The following is a 17,137-nucleotide window of genomic DNA, read 5'->3' as shown; positions in this document are numbered from 1 at the left end:
CCACCAGCAATAACAACTGAATATTTCTTTTCCATTTTCTTTTTCTCCTCTGTTTTACATTAATCTAAGCGTCGCAAATAAACAAACGGTTGAAAAGGCTACTACAATGAAGCTTCCTCCACCATACTGGAAAGTGTACTTCATTGTAAATTCCTTAAGGGTCTTGAATACTTTAATATCATATGTTTTAACTGTTACATAGAACAAGTAAGCAATAATCATAAAATATAAACTATTTAATGTTAAGGCCTGAGCTAAAAGCAATAATACGAAGTTAATACAAGCAAATTTAATGTCACCTTCTTTTAATTTTCTTTGTGCAATATTTAGTAAATAAGCAATATATGGATTAATCATTGCAATCAAGAAAATTACTGCTACACTTGGCTCACTGCTCAGCACTTCTGGCAAAGTAATTGAACGCATCATCGCTAACAACGATAAATATAGATAAGCAATAAACGGTGTAACCATTAAGAACACTTTAGCGATCATATAATATCGATCTAATCTTTTTAACTTCTTTTCATTAATTCTTTTTGCCATCTTCAAGACCATCCTTTTCATTTATTTATAGTAATGCTTCAAAATCTTCTCTTACACTTGGTACTTTTAATCCAACAATTACTTGAATATTTGTCTTAGTAGCTTTTAAACCATGAGTACCAATTGATTTAAAATAGCTATCAGATTGAACTAATTTTTCATCTTTTACATTAACTCTTAAACGAGTTGCACAGTTAGTAACATCAACAATGTTATCTTTACCACCTAATCCTTCAAGGATAGCAGCAGCTAAACTTTGTTTTTCTACCTTTCCACCAGCTTGTTTTTCTTTAAAATCAGCTTTAGTGTGGAATTTAATTTCTTCTTCATCATCTTCACGACCAGGTGTCTTGAAGTCAAATTTTAAAATCAAGAATCTAAATACAATGAAATAAATACCTGTAAAGACTAAACCTACTACCAATAATGTTAAATATGTTTGCCAGTGTGAAGCCATTAATGGTATAAAGTTAAGGGCTGACATTTCGATCAAACCACCTGATAATACCCCAACAACACCTAGCGCATTTGCTACTGTAGCTAAAGTAGCAGCTAATACTGCATGTACTACAAACAATACTGGTGCAATAAATAAGAATGTAAATTCAATTGGTTCTGTAATTCCACAAACAATAGCTGTTAATGTGATTGGAATTAATAGACCAGCAATTTGTTTTTTCTTCTTATCTTTCGCTGTCGCATAAAATGCTAGTGCGATACCTGGACATCCAAATACTTTAGATAAACCTGTAAGTGTTGGCCATGCCCAAGGTGCTAATGATTTTAAAGAATCACTTGAAGCCGCTAAATCTGGTAAAGCTGTTGCCCAAGCTGAATAAACTCCACCGTTGATAATTACTGAATCGTAGAAGAATGGGAAATACATTAAATGATGTAATCCAAATGGAATTAAGATACGTTCCATGAAGATAAAGATCCATACCCCGATTGATCCAGCACCAGCAACAAATCCTTGGAATGCACGCATACCATCTTGAACGATTGGCCATAACCATGCAGATAAAAATGCAACTGGTAATAAAGCAAAGAAACCAACAATTACTACGAATGATGAACCACTGAATGTTCCTAACCATTCAGGTAATTCAGTATCAAAGAATTTATTGTGTAAATATACAACGATACATGAAATCATTAACGCTCCGATCATCCCCATATCTAGAGTTTTAATACTAGCAATCATCGTAAGACCACTTGTACCTCCAGTTTCTGCTGCGAAGTCAACTCCGAAAGTTCCTCCCCATTGGCTTAAGATCGTACTTAAGAAATATTGAAATGTTAGATAAAGTACTAACGCTTCCATACAACATCTTGCTTGTTGTTTTTTCGCAAGACCGATTGGTAATCCAACCACGAAGATTAATGGTAACTGATTGAATACTGTCCATCCCCCTTGAAGAATGACATTCCATACTTGATACCACAATCCATTAGGGTCAGCTAGACCACCCATAATTGCTTCAGTTGTAAACAATGTTCCAATCCCGATAGTTGTTCCTGCAAAAGCAAATAACAGTACCGGCGTGAACATTGCCCCACCAAAACGTTGAATTTTTTGCAACATATTTTGTCCTCCCTTTTCTCTTGACACATACATCGTATCAATTTGAAAGCCGTTACACAATACTTTGACCAAAGTTAGAGATAAGGGTGATATTTTCTATTATTTATCACATTCACCGTGATTTTTCACGCTAGTGCAAAACCCTTGATATACCTAATTTTTCGCATTTTTATGGAGAATCAAAAAAAGAAAACACGGTTAAAATTATCTTTTGACATAATAAAAAGTATCATTCATATAATGATACGGGGTGATTAATTTGTGTGGATTTTTATGTATGTATGACTATATGAACGATTTAACTAATCAAGTTCAAAACTTTAATAAGATGCTTACATTATTAAAATATCGTGGACCTGATGATTTTAATATCGCCAGTAGTGAACATGTTTTATTAGGCCATTGTCGGTTATCAATTATTGACTTAAATGGCGGTAAACAACCATTTAAATATACTTATAATGATATTGAGTATACGATTGTATATAATGGTGAGATTTACAATATGAATACGATCAAAGAGCAATTAATTGATGAAGGGTACCATTTTACTAGTCAAAGTGATACCGAGGTAGTTGTTGCTAGTTTTATTGCTTACGGTCCACGTTGTCTTAATTTATTTGATGGAATTTTCTCTTTTGTAATTTCATATCAAAATAAACTTTTTGTGGCTCGTGATCAACTTGGTGTCAAACCGCTTTATTATTATCAAAAAGATGATTTATTTATTTTTAGTAGTGAAATAAAATGTATTTTAATGTATTTAGGGCGTTGTGTCGTTGATGAAACAGGACTTAAAGAATTATTAGGACTAGGGCCAAGTGTTTCGCCTGGTAAAACTATTTATAAAGATATCTATAGTCTTCGACCAGCACATTATATGAATGTCTTTAACGGTTACAAAGAAATCAATCGTTATTGGGCACTTGAGCGACGTAATCATAATCGGAGTTACGAAGAAACAGTTCATGATATCCGCTGTCTCGTAAATCATAGTATTCGCCAACAGTTGTTGAGCGATGTCCCTGTATCATGCATGCTATCTGGCGGCCTTGATTCTTCGATCATCACTGGTGTTACTAGCCAATATATTTCCAAATTATCAACTTATAGTGTCGACTATCAAGATCAAGACAAATACTTCCAGCCTTATGAGTATCAAACAACACGTGACGACCACTATATCGATGAAGTAAAAACACTGTATAACACCAAACATAAAACAGTAACTTTATCCCAAAAACAATTAGTGATGTCGTTAAAAGAATCATTGATTGCGCGTGATGCTCCTGGGATGGCAGATATTGATTCAAGTTTCTTATTATTTTCAAAAGAAATTTCTCATAATCATAAAGTTGTACTTTCCGGAGAATGTGCGGATGAAATTTTTGGTGGCTACCCATGGTTTTATCGAAAAGAACTTTACAGTATTGACGGCTTTCCATGGATGCGTGATTTAGATAAACGAATGGAACTATTCTCTGATGAAATTCAAGCACTGAATATCAAAAACTATGTCATGGATAAGTATCATCAAACATTAAACGAAATTGATTATCATGATCATACTTATGAAGATGCTAATAAGCGTAAAATGATCTATTTAAATATGGAATGGTTTATGCAGACTTTATTGACTCGTTCTGATAGTCAAACGATGCGTAGTTCTATTGAATTACGAGTTCCTTTCGCTAATAAAGATATTGTTTCATATTTATATAATGTGCCATGGGAATATATGTATCACAATGATATTGAAAAAGGTCTATTACGAGATGCTTTTAAAGATTTTCTACCAAGTGATATCTATAATCGAAAAAAGAATCCTTATCCTAAAACCCATTCACCATTATATCGTGATTTAATCGTAGAATTGTTAAAAGAATCATTAAATGATAAAAATAATCTACTTCTACGTTTATTTAACCGTGATAAATTAATTGATTTAATTAATAGTGGCGGAGAATCCTTTAAATATCCATGGTTTGGTCAACTGATGACTGGTCCTCAATTATTAGCATATTTCTATCAGATTTATCTCTGGGGTCGGATTTATCATGTTGAAATAGAACTAGAATAATCTTACGATTATTTTAGTTCTATATTTATATATTCATCTTTTAAAGATATCTCCCGAACATACTCATTATCAATAATAATACTTTCATCATTGATCGTTAAATATGGCAAATCCTTGACCGTTTCCTTTAAAACTTTATTTAAATCTAAATTAATAAATCCATATTTAATAACTCCGTTTATATCAATAATAATCTTATCTTCGACTCTTACCCGAGCTATTGCTCTCAGCTTTGTTTCTATATTATAATAATTTAAATTTGCACTTAGATGTAAATAGTCGTCGATCTTAATATTTAAGTCATAAAGGCTAATATCTTTATAATCAAAAAATTTTGGATATAAATATTTACATAATTTTTCTAATTCATTCTGATTTATTAACATTTAACCACCTATTTTATTTTATGTGTAAATTATAAAAAGGTGCAAAAAAAAGGACATATAGTCCTTAATTATTATGGTGAATCACTTTTAACACTTCTTTTAAAGCATGAACTTCAATTTGACCTGGAGCAGAGCTATTGTTATCTTTTCCAAATGTGATCGCTGAGCCAAATTGTTCACCTAAAATTCTTGTTGCAATTCCTTTGCTTGACATAGACATTGTAACAAGTGGTTTATCATATAACTCATTAGCTTTTAGTGTTGTTTCTAATAACAATAAAACATCACGATAGTCTTCTGGCATCACTGCAATCTTAATTATATCAGCTTCTAAAGAATCCATTTGTTTTATCTTTCCTAACATTGTATCAATACTAGGAGTACGAGTAAAATCATGACTAGACATAATGATTTTTTTATCATTTTGATGAATTAAATTACTTAAATTAATAATGGTATTAGTTCCACTAGATAATTCAACATCATAAATATCAAATGCTCCACTTTCAAGAGCAATTGAATATAATTGCATGTATTCATCATTACTTAATTTACCATTTCCTCCTTCAGGAACACTTCGGTAAGTTAAAATAATTCCTTGTTTAATTGCCATTGAAGCAATTGCTTTAAATAATTCGGTTAATTTTTGATGATCTAACAGTTCATTGAAATAATCAATTCTAAGTTCAATCAAATCTATATCTAATGACTGTAATCTAATCAAGTCTGTTATGATATCTTGATGATTGTTGCTAACAACTGGTACACATATCTTTGGCATACCCTCACCAATTACAATATTTTTAACTTTACAAACACCCATAAATCATCCTCCTAAAAACCATATTCATTTTAACATCAATATGTTTCTTTTAATAAGAATACTGAATGAACATTCCCCAATATTCACCTTTTATACTATAACACTATTGATGATAATATGATACTTTTTTAGGGTAAAAAAACAAATTATTTTATGCTAAGAAAGTATGATAGCGCTCCAATTAAGTTTGCTTCATTATAAAATTTACATGTCGTTACATTTGGTTTAAGCAGCTGATTAGTCTCGTTAGCAATTATTTCAACCGCCTCTTTAATCAGCTTGATCAATAGAGGTTGTTTAGAAATTCCTCCACCAATACAGATTACTCCTGGATCATAACTATACTGAAGGTTATACAACTGTATTGCAATATCCAGACAAAAATTTTTCAGTACCTCCAGAACAACTTCATCCGCATTGTTAGCCAATTCAAAAACACGTCTTCCATCAATTGACGTGACTGCTAAAGCTTCCGCTGCCCGCTTACATAAAGCTGTTGTAGAAGCAATGTCCGACCAGGTCAATACTTGATTAGTCTCTTTATCATAATCAACGATCAGGGTACTTATTTCACCAGCAAATAAATGTGCACCATGATGAATTTGTTTATTTTTTATAATCGCTCCACCAATTCCAGTTCCTAAAACTACAATTATTGCATCATCATAAGCTTGTGCACTCCCAATCCAGGCTTCAGCCAATCCAGCGCACTTAGCATCATTTTCCAAAGAAACCTTTATATTATCACAAGCTTTAGAAATTAGCTCAGTTAAACAGATTCCCTGTAAATATGGATACGCAACAACGACTTTGATCGTTCCATTAGCTGCATCAATAACACCGGGACATGATAAAGCAATTCCTTCAACTTTCCTATTACTTTCGTGGTATATTTTAGCAACTGTTTTTATAAATTTATCTAAGCTGTCTACTGCTGTTGATAAAATTTCTTGTTTATTAAAAATTTCTCCCGCTTCGTTCATCCAGCAATATTTTATTGCTGTTCCACCAATATCAAATACTAGATACATCGCTCAATCCTCCTACTAATTAATAATATCATAGATTTTAATCGGAGTGTTTATTAATCTTATTTTGAAAAAAGTTCTCATAAAAAAACTAGAAAATTATTATGTAAATAACTTCTAGTTTTATAATCCGTAAAGGAACCTCTATTGTTCAAAGGGATATACAGCTTTGCTACTAAAAAAGCGGTAGTCAAAAACATTACTCAAATAATAAGATTCATTGTATTATTATATAGTACTAAATTAAATGTCTTTTTTATCCATCCGGCGATAAGATAAAACATACAGTCCACTAGCTAAGGCTAGATAAACTGCTGTAATCAAACCACTATTTAGTGACTGATTCAATGTATAAACAGCACGATTTCCTAAATCAAAATCAGTTACACCATATGAGTAAAGATTTGTGAACATTCCAAACATGCTTAGATCACCTAACATTGTATTAAAATCTCCAACCAGCATTAAAAATTGATTAAAAATCAATGAAAGATGATAATTAATATCAAATAAATATAAATGATAGGTATCATATTTTCCAGTATTCGTAAGGAAAATTCGGGCAAAAGGGATAATTCCAAAAATTAGTGCAGCTAATGCTACTAGAATTAAAATAGCAGGTACTTTCTTTTTAAAACATGATGATAGAAAAGTCGCTAATCCCCCAAGAATAAAAATTAAAATTATTCCATAACTAATGAAGGCAAGAGTAGCTGCTAATACCATCCGTAATATATCTTTTTCAACACCACTTAAAATAATAAAGACCATTAAGAATGTCGCAAAAAAAATAACCAAATAAACAAAACTGCCCACTAGCATACCACCTACTTTACCGATTACTAACTCTAAACGTGATATTTTTTTTGATAATAATAATCTCATTGTCCCCTCGTGAATTTCACTTGCGAAAAGTCCCGAACCACTATTCGAACAAATAATCCAGATCAACATTCCTACTAATAAAACGAAAGCTAAAACTGCATAAAACATTAAAATATCTTGTGATAAAGAAAGATAAGTTGGCTTTTGACTCATTAAACCAAGATATTGATTTGATAGTATAAAACCAAAAAAGCCACTAATAATCACACACGCAACAACCGGAATAAGCTTAAACATTTTAATAAATGTCTTACTGAATAGTACTTTCATGATCATTTTCCTCCACTAACTGCTGATATAGTCCTTCTAGAGAAATCGTATCCTCTTTTAATAAATCTAATTCATAATCATTTTCATAAATAAACTTAACAATTTCTTTTTTACATTTTTGTTTATCATCTATACTTACTCTTAAAACTCCATTATTGAGCGTATAAAAATACCCTTTAGTTTCTAAATATGTTTGTAAATGCTCATTATGATTACAGCTTACAAGTATTTTTTCTTGATTAAATTCATTTTGAACTACATCAATAGGTTGATTTAAAACTACATGACCTTTATTGATCATAATAACATGATCAATGATCATTTCTAATTCCGTTAAAACATGTGAACTAATTAAAACCGTCATCTTCCGCTGCTTTACTAAACGTTTTAAAGTTTGAATAATTTCATAACGACTAGTTGGATCTAAATTAGCGGTTGGTTCATCCAGTAATAAAATCTCCGGCTTATGCATCATTGCTTGAATCAATCCAACTTTCTTTTTCATCCCTGTTGAAAATTTAGCAACACGTTTCAACTGATGTTCAACTAAATCAAATTCTTCTAATAATTCCTTAGTTCGTTTTAAAGCTTCATCATAGCTAAGATCAGACAACATCCCCATATAGACTAAATATTCTAAACAGCTCATATCACTATAAAAATTAGGAAATTCTGGAGAATATCCCATTATTGCCTTTGCTTCATTAGAACCTAACGGATACCCTTTGATCAAACCACTCCCTTTGGTCGGAAAAATCAAGCCCATCAGCAATGACATAGTTGTTGACTTTCCTGCTCCATTCGGCCCAATCATACCGTAAATTTTTCCTCCCTCTAAACTAAAAGACAAATCATCAATTGCTTTATAATTACCAAAAACTTTATCCATATGTTCAATCACAATTAATTTATCCATGTTTAACACCTGCCTTTTTCATTAATCGATATTTTGGGTAGAAGACTAAACCAAAGCCGCCAGCAACAATTCCTATTACCAGTAACATAATCAAATAACGACTAATAGTGCTTTTTTCCACTGTAATTACAGTAGCATAATGAGTAACCTTTCCTTGACCATCATTATATGAAAAGATTAAATCATGCTCTCCTGCTAATAATTTAACATTAAAGTTTTTAGCTGTTGTCTTTTCAATCAAATTTCCTTGATCATAAACATACATCAAACCATTCTTTTCTGTTTTATAACTTATTTTTAAATTCCCATCATTTACATCTTTTTCATTAAAATCAACTAATTCAAAATCTCGTTGATCAGTAAAACTATATAACTGCCCTACATTATCTTCAAGCTGCAATAGCTGATTATTTAAAGTTCGAGCACTCGTGACTGCCATTTTTAATCCCGCTACTAAACTATCATTTCTATAATCATATATTTGTGATAATGTACCATCATTATAGATTAATTTTGATTGTCCGATCACTGTAGTAATTTGACTCGAATCATAGTTTCCTTTACCAAGGATCTTACTTTTTAACTCCTCATAATTACTTCCATTTAAAATCTTTAGAATATTCTTTGTACCATAGTCAGAATTATCATAATCCCTAACTAAATACGCTAACTCTTGAATCCCGTCATCATTAAGATCATTGATTTTAACTACACTATTTCCATTTTCAATTAAATTAAAACTAACTATATTTTCCAAAGGAACCGGATCACCCATAGAATTATCCCAATCATTATGATAATCAGTAATTAAGTATTCAAATAACTTTTCACCAGTTGCTCCACTAAGAACAGTCCTCATTTCATCATAAATACCATAAACAAGATCATCAACTCCATCATTGTCATAATCAATTCCTGTCACACTAAAACTATCTTCTTCATTTTCATAGATAACACCATCTTTTAATAATGAATATCGTACCGATAAGTCTTTCCCTTTAATGACTTGGAAACATTGACAGCCTTTATCATTATAAGCATTGATTACAAAATCTTTGATTCCATCATGATCAAGATCGCCTAGCACTTTAACATGAATATTGTTTTGCAATTTTTTATCATAACTTTTAGCAATATTAGTTTTTTGATAAGTTATATCATAACCATTCTTTAACGAATAATATAATCGCATTTCACTTTCACCAATATTGACTAGATCACTTATTCCATCATTATTCACATCACCTACGTCAATAATCGTAGTAGCACCTTCAAATGATTTATTATAAACACTTCTAAATGTTAACGATGCCCCATCAAGAATATTCTCATCAACAATAATTTCTGATTTGCCATCATTATTCATATCTGTAAAATATCTAATTGTTTCACCAATTAAATAATGTTCATAATACTTATTATTTTCATCATAGCCTTTTTCTAATAATACCTTTTTATCTGCCAGCGTATTTCCGTCATTTAAATTCATAATTACGATATGACTAGCAATTACCTCACCATTAGCGTTTAGTTCACTGACTAAACTTAAAAGATGATTATGTTTTTCATCATAATTAATCGCTTCAAAACCATTATTATGATAACCATCTGGAATGTTAAACGTAACTAAATTATCATCACGGCCACCTAAACCCATTTTTTTAATTTGCGTTATTTTACCATTATTCAAAACAGACACGATTGTACCATCACTAAGATCAACAACTTTATTAACAACTTTAACACTACCTAAGTACTCTATTGTTTTCAAATCTTGATCAACAAGCAGTGACACACCCCCGTCAACTTGTAATAAATAATGTTCTCCTTGATTAGCAAAATGAATTTTCACATTTTTACTATTAATACCATTAAGATTCAAATTAGTTTGTTTTAATACTGTACCATCATTTAATGAATAAGCGACAAGTCTTAACTTTCCAGTACTAGCATACGTTGGAACAACCAAAGCAGGCTGATTATCAAAAATACCTTTAACCGCTCTACTATAATCTAAATTATATTGCTCAACAGGAATATCCAGTTTAACCTCCATTTTTTCAAGATCAATAAGTATTAAATGAGGTATTTCTTTTTCACTATCTCCTTCATTTAATTCAATTTGTGGACCCCCCAAGTAAGCACTTATCAACATTAAATTATTATCTAATAAATCCATTCGATAACTCATAAAACTAATATTATGGATTCCTGTAGGAACTAGTTGACCGCTCCATTTATTATTGTTTTTTAATAAATTTCCTAATTTCTCATCAATACCCTCTTCTAAATTTACTGTTTTAATAATTTTCCCATTCATTTGATCAATTTGATATAATTTGGCATCTTCTGTAGTTACATACAATTTATCTTTAATATACACAATATCCCAAATATTTAAATTGACTTTCCCCAAAGTATCATATCGTGGATCTTTAATTTCTTTAGGTGTTGTTAATGCAACTGTATAATTTAATTTTCCATTAGTTTTATTAAGACTTCCCAATTCTCCTAATTGTGTCGTAAAAATAACCTGATTATTAACTAATGCCATTTTCCAAATATTATCTTTCGCTTCATAATCAAATACAACCTGATAATCTTTTGTACTAATTCCTACTAAATGATAATTATAAATTAAATAGACAATATTATCATTAAATAGAATTTGTCTAATTGTGGCATTCTTATTCACTGCCTCATTATTATCATTAATCGTGTTATAAGAATATTTTGTAGCATATAATACTTTTGAAGTTTTTGAACTAACGATTTTAAAATCATCATAATCATCTTCACTATCAATATAAACAGCAACATCTTTAAGACCATCATTATCAACATCATCAATTATTTCAAATTCTTTAACCGGCTTACCAACTTTGATTTTAAAATCATCGTTACCAATAAAAACTAACTCTGATTGATTAGATACCATCAATCCGCTTAGTCCTTCGCCTAAATCAACATTTTTCCCATTACAGCCACCTTCAATTTCATTACCTTCACCATAACTAACTAAGCTATTTATGCCGGTAATTGCCTGTAGTGGCATCAACGACATAGCCAAAATCAAAATCGTAGCGATTAAAAAAGTAAGCATTTTCTTCATTCTAAGCATCTCCTTTTAATATCATGTTTCATAACAAAACTGTATCATTCCCTATAATACAGTTTCATTATATCATCGCATTAACTGTATCACAATAGATAGTACACCTTTTTAGAAAAACTTTAGAAATACTTAATGACTATAAATCGTCAATATTTCCTAGGAAATACTAGTAAAATTATGATATTGCTAGGAAATGACAAATATAAATGATAGAATGAAAATAGATAATAAGTCGATTTTAACAAGGTTTTTTGGATTAAAGAGAATATAAAAAGGAGGACAGACCCATGAACCCGTTAACAGCAGAAATCGCCACCGCCCAAAATAGTGATAATAAACTAATTTTAATTATCGGTGGTCCTGGGAGTGGTAAATCAAAACTTATTCATGACTATAGCAATGAAACCGGTATTCCAATTCTAAATCTTGATCAGATCTTTAAAGATGATTGTAGTGAAATCATCACTGTAATGAATGACTTTATTGATAACTACGATAAAGAAGTTCTTTTGTTGGATAATAAAAGAGTCCTTTATGCTAAGGACTCAAATATCGATATGTTAACATTTTTAAAAGAATTAGCTAAAAAAATAATTGTTGTAGCAACATGGAATGGTACTATTGCTGATAATAAACTAATTCATATTCGTTCTAAACTACCAGCTAATCTTGAATATTCTTTAAAAAATGAACAAATTAAATTTATTAAATGTTAAAAATAGAAGCATAGCTTCTATTTTTTCATTTCTTTAATAACTTTTTGACGTGTAAATTCTTCTCTTTCTTTTTCTTCCAACGCTTCTGAAATAACCTTAATAGTTGATTCGAAGCGCGGAATCGAAATATTTCTTAAAGCGTTAGCACGTTTTTGGGTTTTACGAATCGTATTAGCTAAACGATAAACACTATTTTCTACCTCTGCTAATAAAACTGTTAATTGTTTTACGTTGTAAAAACAATTATAAGCATAATCGACTTTTGAATTTGAACGTTCAATATCATAAGTCATCTTTAAGGGTTGTTTATCATAAGCAATCTTAGGAATCTCAACCCCCATAACACTTCGATAAGCAATTGAAATCCCATAATCCTCAGGTGTACTATTAACAATATCTGTAATTAACCCCATTGAAATATTAGCCTCTTGAAGTGCATCATATGCTTCTTGATATGAAGAAGTAATTTGATCACGAATAAGTTTTACATCATCTAATAAAGTCATCATTTCTTTGATTAAAACGTTACGTTTTTGATCCATTAGATTATATCCAAGGTTCGCTAATTGCAATGATTTTTTCATTGCAATTAGATTACCTTTAGTTGGAACTACTTTCAAGGCCATGATTATTCACCTTCTTCTTGTAATTCTTTAATAATCTTCTTTTCTTTAATGTTAAAGCGTTCAACCGCTTTTTCATGATTATAGTATTGATCTAACAGAGCATTATCTAAACGGTCTAAGGCCTCACGAGGAAGAACTGAAACTAGATCCCATCCTAAATCTAATGTTTCTTCAATACTACGGTTAGTATCAAAACCTTGGTTAATAAAGTATTCTTCAAATAAACGACCAAAGCTAATGTATTTTTTATCCATATCTGATAATTCATCTTCACCAATAACTGATGTCAATGAACGAACATCTTGAACATGGGCATAGCATGCAAATAATTGGTTTGCAATATCTTGATGATCTGCACGAGTAAACCCTTCACCGATTCCATCTTTCATTAAACGACTTAATGAAGGTAATACTCCTACTGGAGGATAAACTCCAGCTGAGTTTAAATCAACATCTAAAGTGATTTGCCCTTCAGTAATATATCCTGTTAAGTCAGGTACTGGATGAGTAATATCATTATTAGGCATTGTTAGAATTGGAATTTGGGTTACTGAACCTTCAGCATCTTTGATGATTCCTGCTCTTTCATATAATGAAGCCAAGTCAGAATATAGATATCCAGGATATCCTTTACGACCAGGAATTTCACCCTTACTTGAAGAAAATTCACGTAAAGCTTCACAATAAGAAGTAACATCGGTATAAATTACTAAAACATGCATATTTTGTTTAAATGCTAAGTATTCAGCAGCCGTTAAAGCACAACGTGGCGTTAAAATACGTTCAATAATTGGATCATTTGAAAGATTTAAGAACATGACTACTCTTTCCATAACCCCAGCTTCTTTAAAACTACGTTTAAAGTATTCAGCTACGTCATTAGTTACCCCCATAGCTGCAAAAACAACAGCAAATCCTTTACCCGCCTCATCAGCAATTTTCGCTTGTTTTACAATTTGAACTGCTAAACGGTCATGTGGTAAACCAGATACTGAGAAAATTGGTAGTTTCTGTCCACGAATCAATGTCGTTAAACAGTCAATTGAAGAAATTCCAGTATTAATATAGTTACGTGGATATACCCGTGATACAGGGTTTAATGGCAATCCATTGATATCCATTTCAGCTTCAGCATATACTTCACCTAAACCATCAATTGGGCGACCAGCACCAGAGAAAATTCTTCCAAGAATTTCTTTAGAAACTGGTAATTCCATCGGTTTACCTAATAACCTTGTTTTTGTATTTTCAAGTGACAAGCCATTTGTTCCCTCAAATACTTGAACAACAACTTTTTCACCTTCGATTTGAACAATTCGACCAGCTCGAGTTGTTCCATCTTTTAGTTGAATATCAACCATTTCATCGTATGAAGCACCCTTAACGTGGTCTAAAACGACTAATGGCCCATTTATTTCATTTAAGCCTACATATTGTAATGACATAATCATTTTCCTCCTACGCTACAGATTTGATTGCTTCATCAATATCATGATAATAAGTATCTAATTTTGCAATATTATCATTTGGAATATCATATTTCATTTTAATAACTTGATCAAAGATTCCAGTATCTACGATACGTCTTACGACTTTACCTTGATTTACCGCTTCTTTACAACGTTTATTTAAATATAAAATTACTTCCATCATTTTTAATTGTTTTTCCATTGGTACATAAGTGTCATCTTTATGGAACGCATTTTGTTGCAAATATCCAACTCGAACTACCTTTGCAACCTCAATAATTAATTTTTGATCTTCTGGCAATACATCAGGACCCATTAATTGAACAATTTCGTTCAATTTTGCTTCTTCTGCTAAGATATAAGCAATTTCTTGACGATCACTTACAAATTTAGGCCCAACATTTTTACTATACCACTTTTCAAGATCATAGACATAATCACTATAACTTTGTGTCCAGTTAATTGCAAAATAGTGACGAGCATAAGCTAGAGCTTTGTCTAATGCCCAGAAACAACGTACGAAACGTTTAGTATTTTGAGTAACTGGTTCTGAGAAGTCTGCCCCTTGAGGTGAGACTGCTCCGATAATTGATACTGAACCTTCTTGTCCATTTAATGTTTCCATATATCCAGCCCGTTCATAGAATTGTGATAAACGAGATGGTAAATAAGCTGGGAACCCTTCTTCAGCAGGCATTTCTTCTAGACGACCAGAAATTTCACGAAGTGCTTCAGCCCAACGAGATGTTGAATCAGCCATAATAGCAACATGATAACCCATATCACGATAATATTCTGCTAAAGTAACTCCAGTATAAATACTTGCTTCACGTGCCGCAACTGGCATGTTTGATGTATTGGCAATTAAAACCGTACGGTCAGTAAGTGGTTTACCACTCTTAGGGTCGATCAATTCACTAAATTCTTCAAGAACTTGAGTCATTTCATTTCCACGTTCACCGCACCCAACATAAACGATAATGTCTGCATCGCACCATTTAGCAATTTGGTGTTGGGTCATTGTTTTACCTGTACCGAAACCACCTGGAATAGCAGCTGTTCCTCCTTTAGCAATCGGGAACAGCGTATCGATAACCCGTTGACCAGTTACTAGAGGTGTTCCAATTGGTAATCGTTTTGTGACTGGGCGTGATTGTTTAATTGGCCATTTTTGGCATAATGTACATTCAATGATCTTACCATGAGCATCTTCAATTTTCATGACCACATCATTGATTGTATATTGACCATCTTCAACCACTTCAACCACTTTACCACTAATCAATGGACTAACCATACATTTATGAACGATTAAATCAGTTTCAGGTGTTGTTGCATAAATAGTTCCACCTTTGACTTCATCGCCAACTTTAACAGTCATTGTAACATTCCACTTTTTAGCAATATCTAAAGAATCAACATTGCTTCCGGCTTGGATAAATGCTCCTGATTCTTTTTCAAGGGCTTTTAGTGGACGTTCAATCCCGTCAAAGATATTTCTTAAAATTCCTGGGCCTAACGTTGCACAGATTGGCGAACCAGTTGAAACAACTGGTTCACCTGGCTTAAGACCAGTAGTAGTTTCATATACTTGGATGGTAGTAAATTCTTTAGAAATTGAAATTACCTCACCCATTAATGAATCATTACCTACATATACCATTTCCAACATGGAAAAAGACACTGTATCTTTTACTTTTACAACGGGTCCGTTAATAGAATAAATTACATTATTGTTCATATATTAACCCCCTGTCTATTTAATCATTAATCCTGATGTTTTATAGAACCAATCCTTTTGGTTTTCTAAAGCAAAGTCTAATGATTCATCAACAACGACATTAGTAGCTTTATTTTTAACAATAAATCCACCAATCGTAATCTTATCACTTACTTCTACTTCTAAAGCTGTACCATAAGCTTTAATCAATTCATCTTTATATTTCATATCAGCTTCTCTAAGTTCAAGAGTTGAATCACTCATTGGATATAATTTCCCAATTTCTTCCATATGTTTAACTAGATACGCCTGATAATCTTTGCTATTTGCAAAAGCAACTAATTTATCTTTAGCTTCACTAAAGATATTAGCTACATATTCATCTCTTTTTTCAACTAACTTCTTAGTCTTTTCTTCTTGTGATGAAGAAGCTTCAACACTAGCATTTGAAGAAATTTCTACTAACTCTTTAGCAAGTAATGCTTCGGCATCTTTCTTAGCTTCAGCTTTAATTTGGTTGTATGCTTCTTCTTCAAGACGCTTTGCTTCATCTAAGATTTTTTCTTCTTCAAGATTTGCTAATCTTTCAATCTCTTCTTTCATATAAAGAAATACTTGTTCTTTCTTTTCCATAGCATTCCCCTTCTATAACTTCACACCAATTGCTTCTGAAACATATTTGTCAATCGTTTCACCAATTTTTGATTCACCATGACGGTCTGGTATTTCAACAAGCAATGGTTTTTGTTGTTTTAACTTGATTTCTGAGATAACATCAGGCGCAAGTTCAATTAAGTTAGTAGTGATCAAGATGATTCCGATCGAATCATCTTTTAATTTTGTTTCTAGTAATTCAAGAAACTCTCTTCTTTTATGAACTACTTGGCCTTCAATTCCTACTAATCTAAGTCCTACTTGGGTATCGACGTTATCACTTATACAATAAAATCGCATAATGATCACATTCTTTCA

The 17,137-nt window shown here is 31.6% G+C and carries 15 protein-coding genes; 2 read left to right on the top strand and 13 right to left on the bottom strand.

The features are described from left to right. Window positions 1-54 precede the first annotated feature (54 nt). Both KSU54_RS07450 and KSU54_RS07445 read right to left on the bottom strand, forming a co-directional pair. Window positions 55-546, bottom strand: coding sequence for a hypothetical protein (locus KSU54_RS07450; RefSeq protein ID WP_008791127.1), 492 nt, complete (start codon window positions 544-546; stop codon window positions 55-57). 25 nt (window positions 547-571) lie between these two features. Further along, window positions 572-2,131, bottom strand: a complete 1,560-nt coding sequence (locus KSU54_RS07445; protein WP_009301236.1) for an alpha-glucoside-specific PTS transporter subunit IIBC — start codon at window positions 2,129-2,131, stop codon at window positions 572-574. A 250-nt stretch (window positions 2,132-2,381) separates the two neighbouring features. Here KSU54_RS07445 and asnB point away from each other — a divergent pair, with 250 nt between their 5' ends. Further along, complete coding sequence (gene asnB, locus KSU54_RS07440; RefSeq protein WP_226817383.1) at window positions 2,382-4,211, top strand: asparagine synthase (glutamine-hydrolyzing); 1,830 nt, start codon at window positions 2,382-2,384, stop codon at window positions 4,209-4,211. Window positions 4,212-4,219: 8 nt separating this feature from the next. Here the strand turns inward: asnB and KSU54_RS07435 are convergent, their stop codons facing one another. The 6 genes from KSU54_RS07435 to KSU54_RS07410 all read right to left on the bottom strand — a co-directional run bounded on the left by KSU54_RS07435 (window position 4,220) and on the right by KSU54_RS07410 (window position 11,631). Beyond that, on the bottom strand, window positions 4,220-4,597 hold the full coding sequence (locus KSU54_RS07435) for a hypothetical protein (RefSeq protein ID WP_003537312.1): 378 nt from the start codon (window positions 4,595-4,597) through the stop codon (window positions 4,220-4,222). Between the two features lie 64 nt (window positions 4,598-4,661). After that, window positions 4,662-5,420, bottom strand: coding sequence for a type I 3-dehydroquinate dehydratase (gene aroD / locus KSU54_RS07430; RefSeq protein ID WP_003537310.1), 759 nt, complete (start codon window positions 5,418-5,420; stop codon window positions 4,662-4,664). Window positions 5,421-5,566: 146 nt separating this feature from the next. After that, window positions 5,567-6,451 carry an ROK family protein gene (locus tag KSU54_RS07425; RefSeq protein ID WP_003537308.1) on the bottom strand — a complete coding sequence of 295 codons (885 nt, stop codon included), beginning with the start codon at window positions 6,449-6,451 and terminating at the stop codon, window positions 5,567-5,569. Between the two features lie 240 nt (window positions 6,452-6,691). After that, entirely contained in the window at window positions 6,692-7,603 is a 912-nt protein-coding gene (locus KSU54_RS07420; protein ID WP_003537306.1) for an ABC transporter permease subunit, read from the bottom strand. Further along, a complete protein-coding gene (locus tag KSU54_RS07415) occupies window positions 7,584-8,519 on the bottom strand; it encodes an ABC transporter ATP-binding protein (protein WP_003537304.1) in 936 nt (311 codons plus the stop codon). The genes KSU54_RS07420 and KSU54_RS07415 overlap by 20 nt, the downstream gene beginning before the upstream one ends. After that, on the bottom strand, window positions 8,512-11,631 hold the full coding sequence (locus KSU54_RS07410; protein WP_117792084.1) for an FG-GAP repeat domain-containing protein: 3,120 nt from the start codon (window positions 11,629-11,631) through the stop codon (window positions 8,512-8,514). Before KSU54_RS07410 ends, KSU54_RS07415 begins: the two co-directional genes overlap by 8 nt. A 290-nt stretch (window positions 11,632-11,921) precedes the next feature. On the opposite strand from KSU54_RS07410, the gene brxF reads away from it, so the two are divergent. Next, a complete protein-coding gene (gene brxF / locus KSU54_RS07405; protein ID WP_003537301.1) occupies window positions 11,922-12,350 on the top strand; it encodes a BREX-3 system P-loop-containing protein BrxF in 429 nt (142 codons plus the stop codon). Between the two features lie 17 nt (window positions 12,351-12,367). Here the strand turns inward: brxF and KSU54_RS07400 are convergent, their stop codons facing one another. The 5 genes from KSU54_RS07400 to KSU54_RS07380 are packed head-to-tail and all read right to left on the bottom strand — an operon-like array spanning window position 12,368 to window position 17,119. Then, complete coding sequence (locus tag KSU54_RS07400) at window positions 12,368-12,976, bottom strand: V-type ATP synthase subunit D (protein WP_003537300.1); 609 nt, start codon at window positions 12,974-12,976, stop codon at window positions 12,368-12,370. A gap of 2 nt (window positions 12,977-12,978) precedes the next feature. Next, a complete protein-coding gene (locus KSU54_RS07395) occupies window positions 12,979-14,421 on the bottom strand; it encodes a V-type ATP synthase subunit B (protein ID WP_008791119.1) in 1,443 nt (480 codons plus the stop codon). A 13-nt stretch (window positions 14,422-14,434) separates the two neighbouring features. Next, window positions 14,435-16,186 (bottom strand): V-type ATP synthase subunit A, encoded by a 1,752-nt coding sequence (locus KSU54_RS07390; RefSeq protein ID WP_117792081.1) that lies wholly within the window; start codon window positions 16,184-16,186, stop codon window positions 14,435-14,437. Window positions 16,187-16,201: 15 nt separating this feature from the next. Next, window positions 16,202-16,798, bottom strand: coding sequence for a V-type ATP synthase subunit E (locus tag KSU54_RS07385; RefSeq protein ID WP_003537297.1), 597 nt, complete (start codon window positions 16,796-16,798; stop codon window positions 16,202-16,204). A 12-nt stretch (window positions 16,799-16,810) separates the two neighbouring features. Beyond that, the gene (locus KSU54_RS07380; protein ID WP_003537296.1) at window positions 16,811-17,119 is read right to left on the bottom strand and encodes a V-type ATP synthase subunit F; all 309 of its coding nucleotides are present in this window, start codon (window positions 17,117-17,119) and stop codon (window positions 16,811-16,813) included. Window positions 17,120-17,137 lie beyond the last annotated feature (18 nt).

The sequence above is a fragment of the Erysipelatoclostridium sp. MSK.23.31 genome (assembly GCF_019125875.1).
In the GTDB taxonomy this organism is placed as follows: domain Bacteria; phylum Bacillota_I; class Bacilli_A; order Erysipelotrichales; family Coprobacillaceae; genus Thomasclavelia; species Thomasclavelia ramosa.
This window is presented reverse-complemented; position numbering and strand designations above follow the sequence as displayed.

Coding starts and splice junctions, on each gene's coding strand:
- KSU54_RS07450 (WP_008791127.1), bottom strand. CDS start 546: ATGGCAAAAAGAATTAATGAAAAGAAGTTAAAAAGATTAGATCGATAT.
- KSU54_RS07445 (WP_009301236.1), bottom strand. CDS start 2,131: ATGTTGCAAAAAATTCAACGTTTTGGTGGGGCAATGTTCACGCCGGTA.
- KSU54_RS07435 (WP_003537312.1), bottom strand. CDS start 4,597: ATGTTAATAAATCAGAATGAATTAGAAAAATTATGTAAATATTTATAT.
- aroD (WP_003537310.1), bottom strand. CDS start 5,420: ATGGGTGTTTGTAAAGTTAAAAATATTGTAATTGGTGAGGGTATGCCA.
- KSU54_RS07425 (WP_003537308.1), bottom strand. CDS start 6,451: ATGTATCTAGTATTTGATATTGGTGGAACAGCAATAAAATATTGCTGG.
- KSU54_RS07420 (WP_003537306.1), bottom strand. CDS start 7,603: ATGAAAGTACTATTCAGTAAGACATTTATTAAAATGTTTAAGCTTATT.
- KSU54_RS07415 (WP_003537304.1), bottom strand. CDS start 8,519: ATGGATAAATTAATTGTGATTGAACATATGGATAAAGTTTTTGGTAAT.
- KSU54_RS07410 (WP_117792084.1), bottom strand. CDS start 11,631: ATGAAGAAAATGCTTACTTTTTTAATCGCTACGATTTTGATTTTGGCT.
- brxF (WP_003537301.1), top strand. CDS start 11,922: ATGAACCCGTTAACAGCAGAAATCGCCACCGCCCAAAATAGTGATAAT.
- KSU54_RS07400 (WP_003537300.1), bottom strand. CDS start 12,976: ATGGCCTTGAAAGTAGTTCCAACTAAAGGTAATCTAATTGCAATGAAA.
- KSU54_RS07395 (WP_008791119.1), bottom strand. CDS start 14,421: ATGTCATTACAATATGTAGGCTTAAATGAAATAAATGGGCCATTAGTC.
- KSU54_RS07390 (WP_117792081.1), bottom strand. CDS start 16,186: ATGAACAATAATGTAATTTATTCTATTAACGGACCCGTTGTAAAAGTA.
- KSU54_RS07385 (WP_003537297.1), bottom strand. CDS start 16,798: ATGGAAAAGAAAGAACAAGTATTTCTTTATATGAAAGAAGAGATTGAA.
- KSU54_RS07380 (WP_003537296.1), bottom strand. CDS start 17,119: ATGCGATTTTATTGTATAAGTGATAACGTCGATACCCAAGTAGGACTT.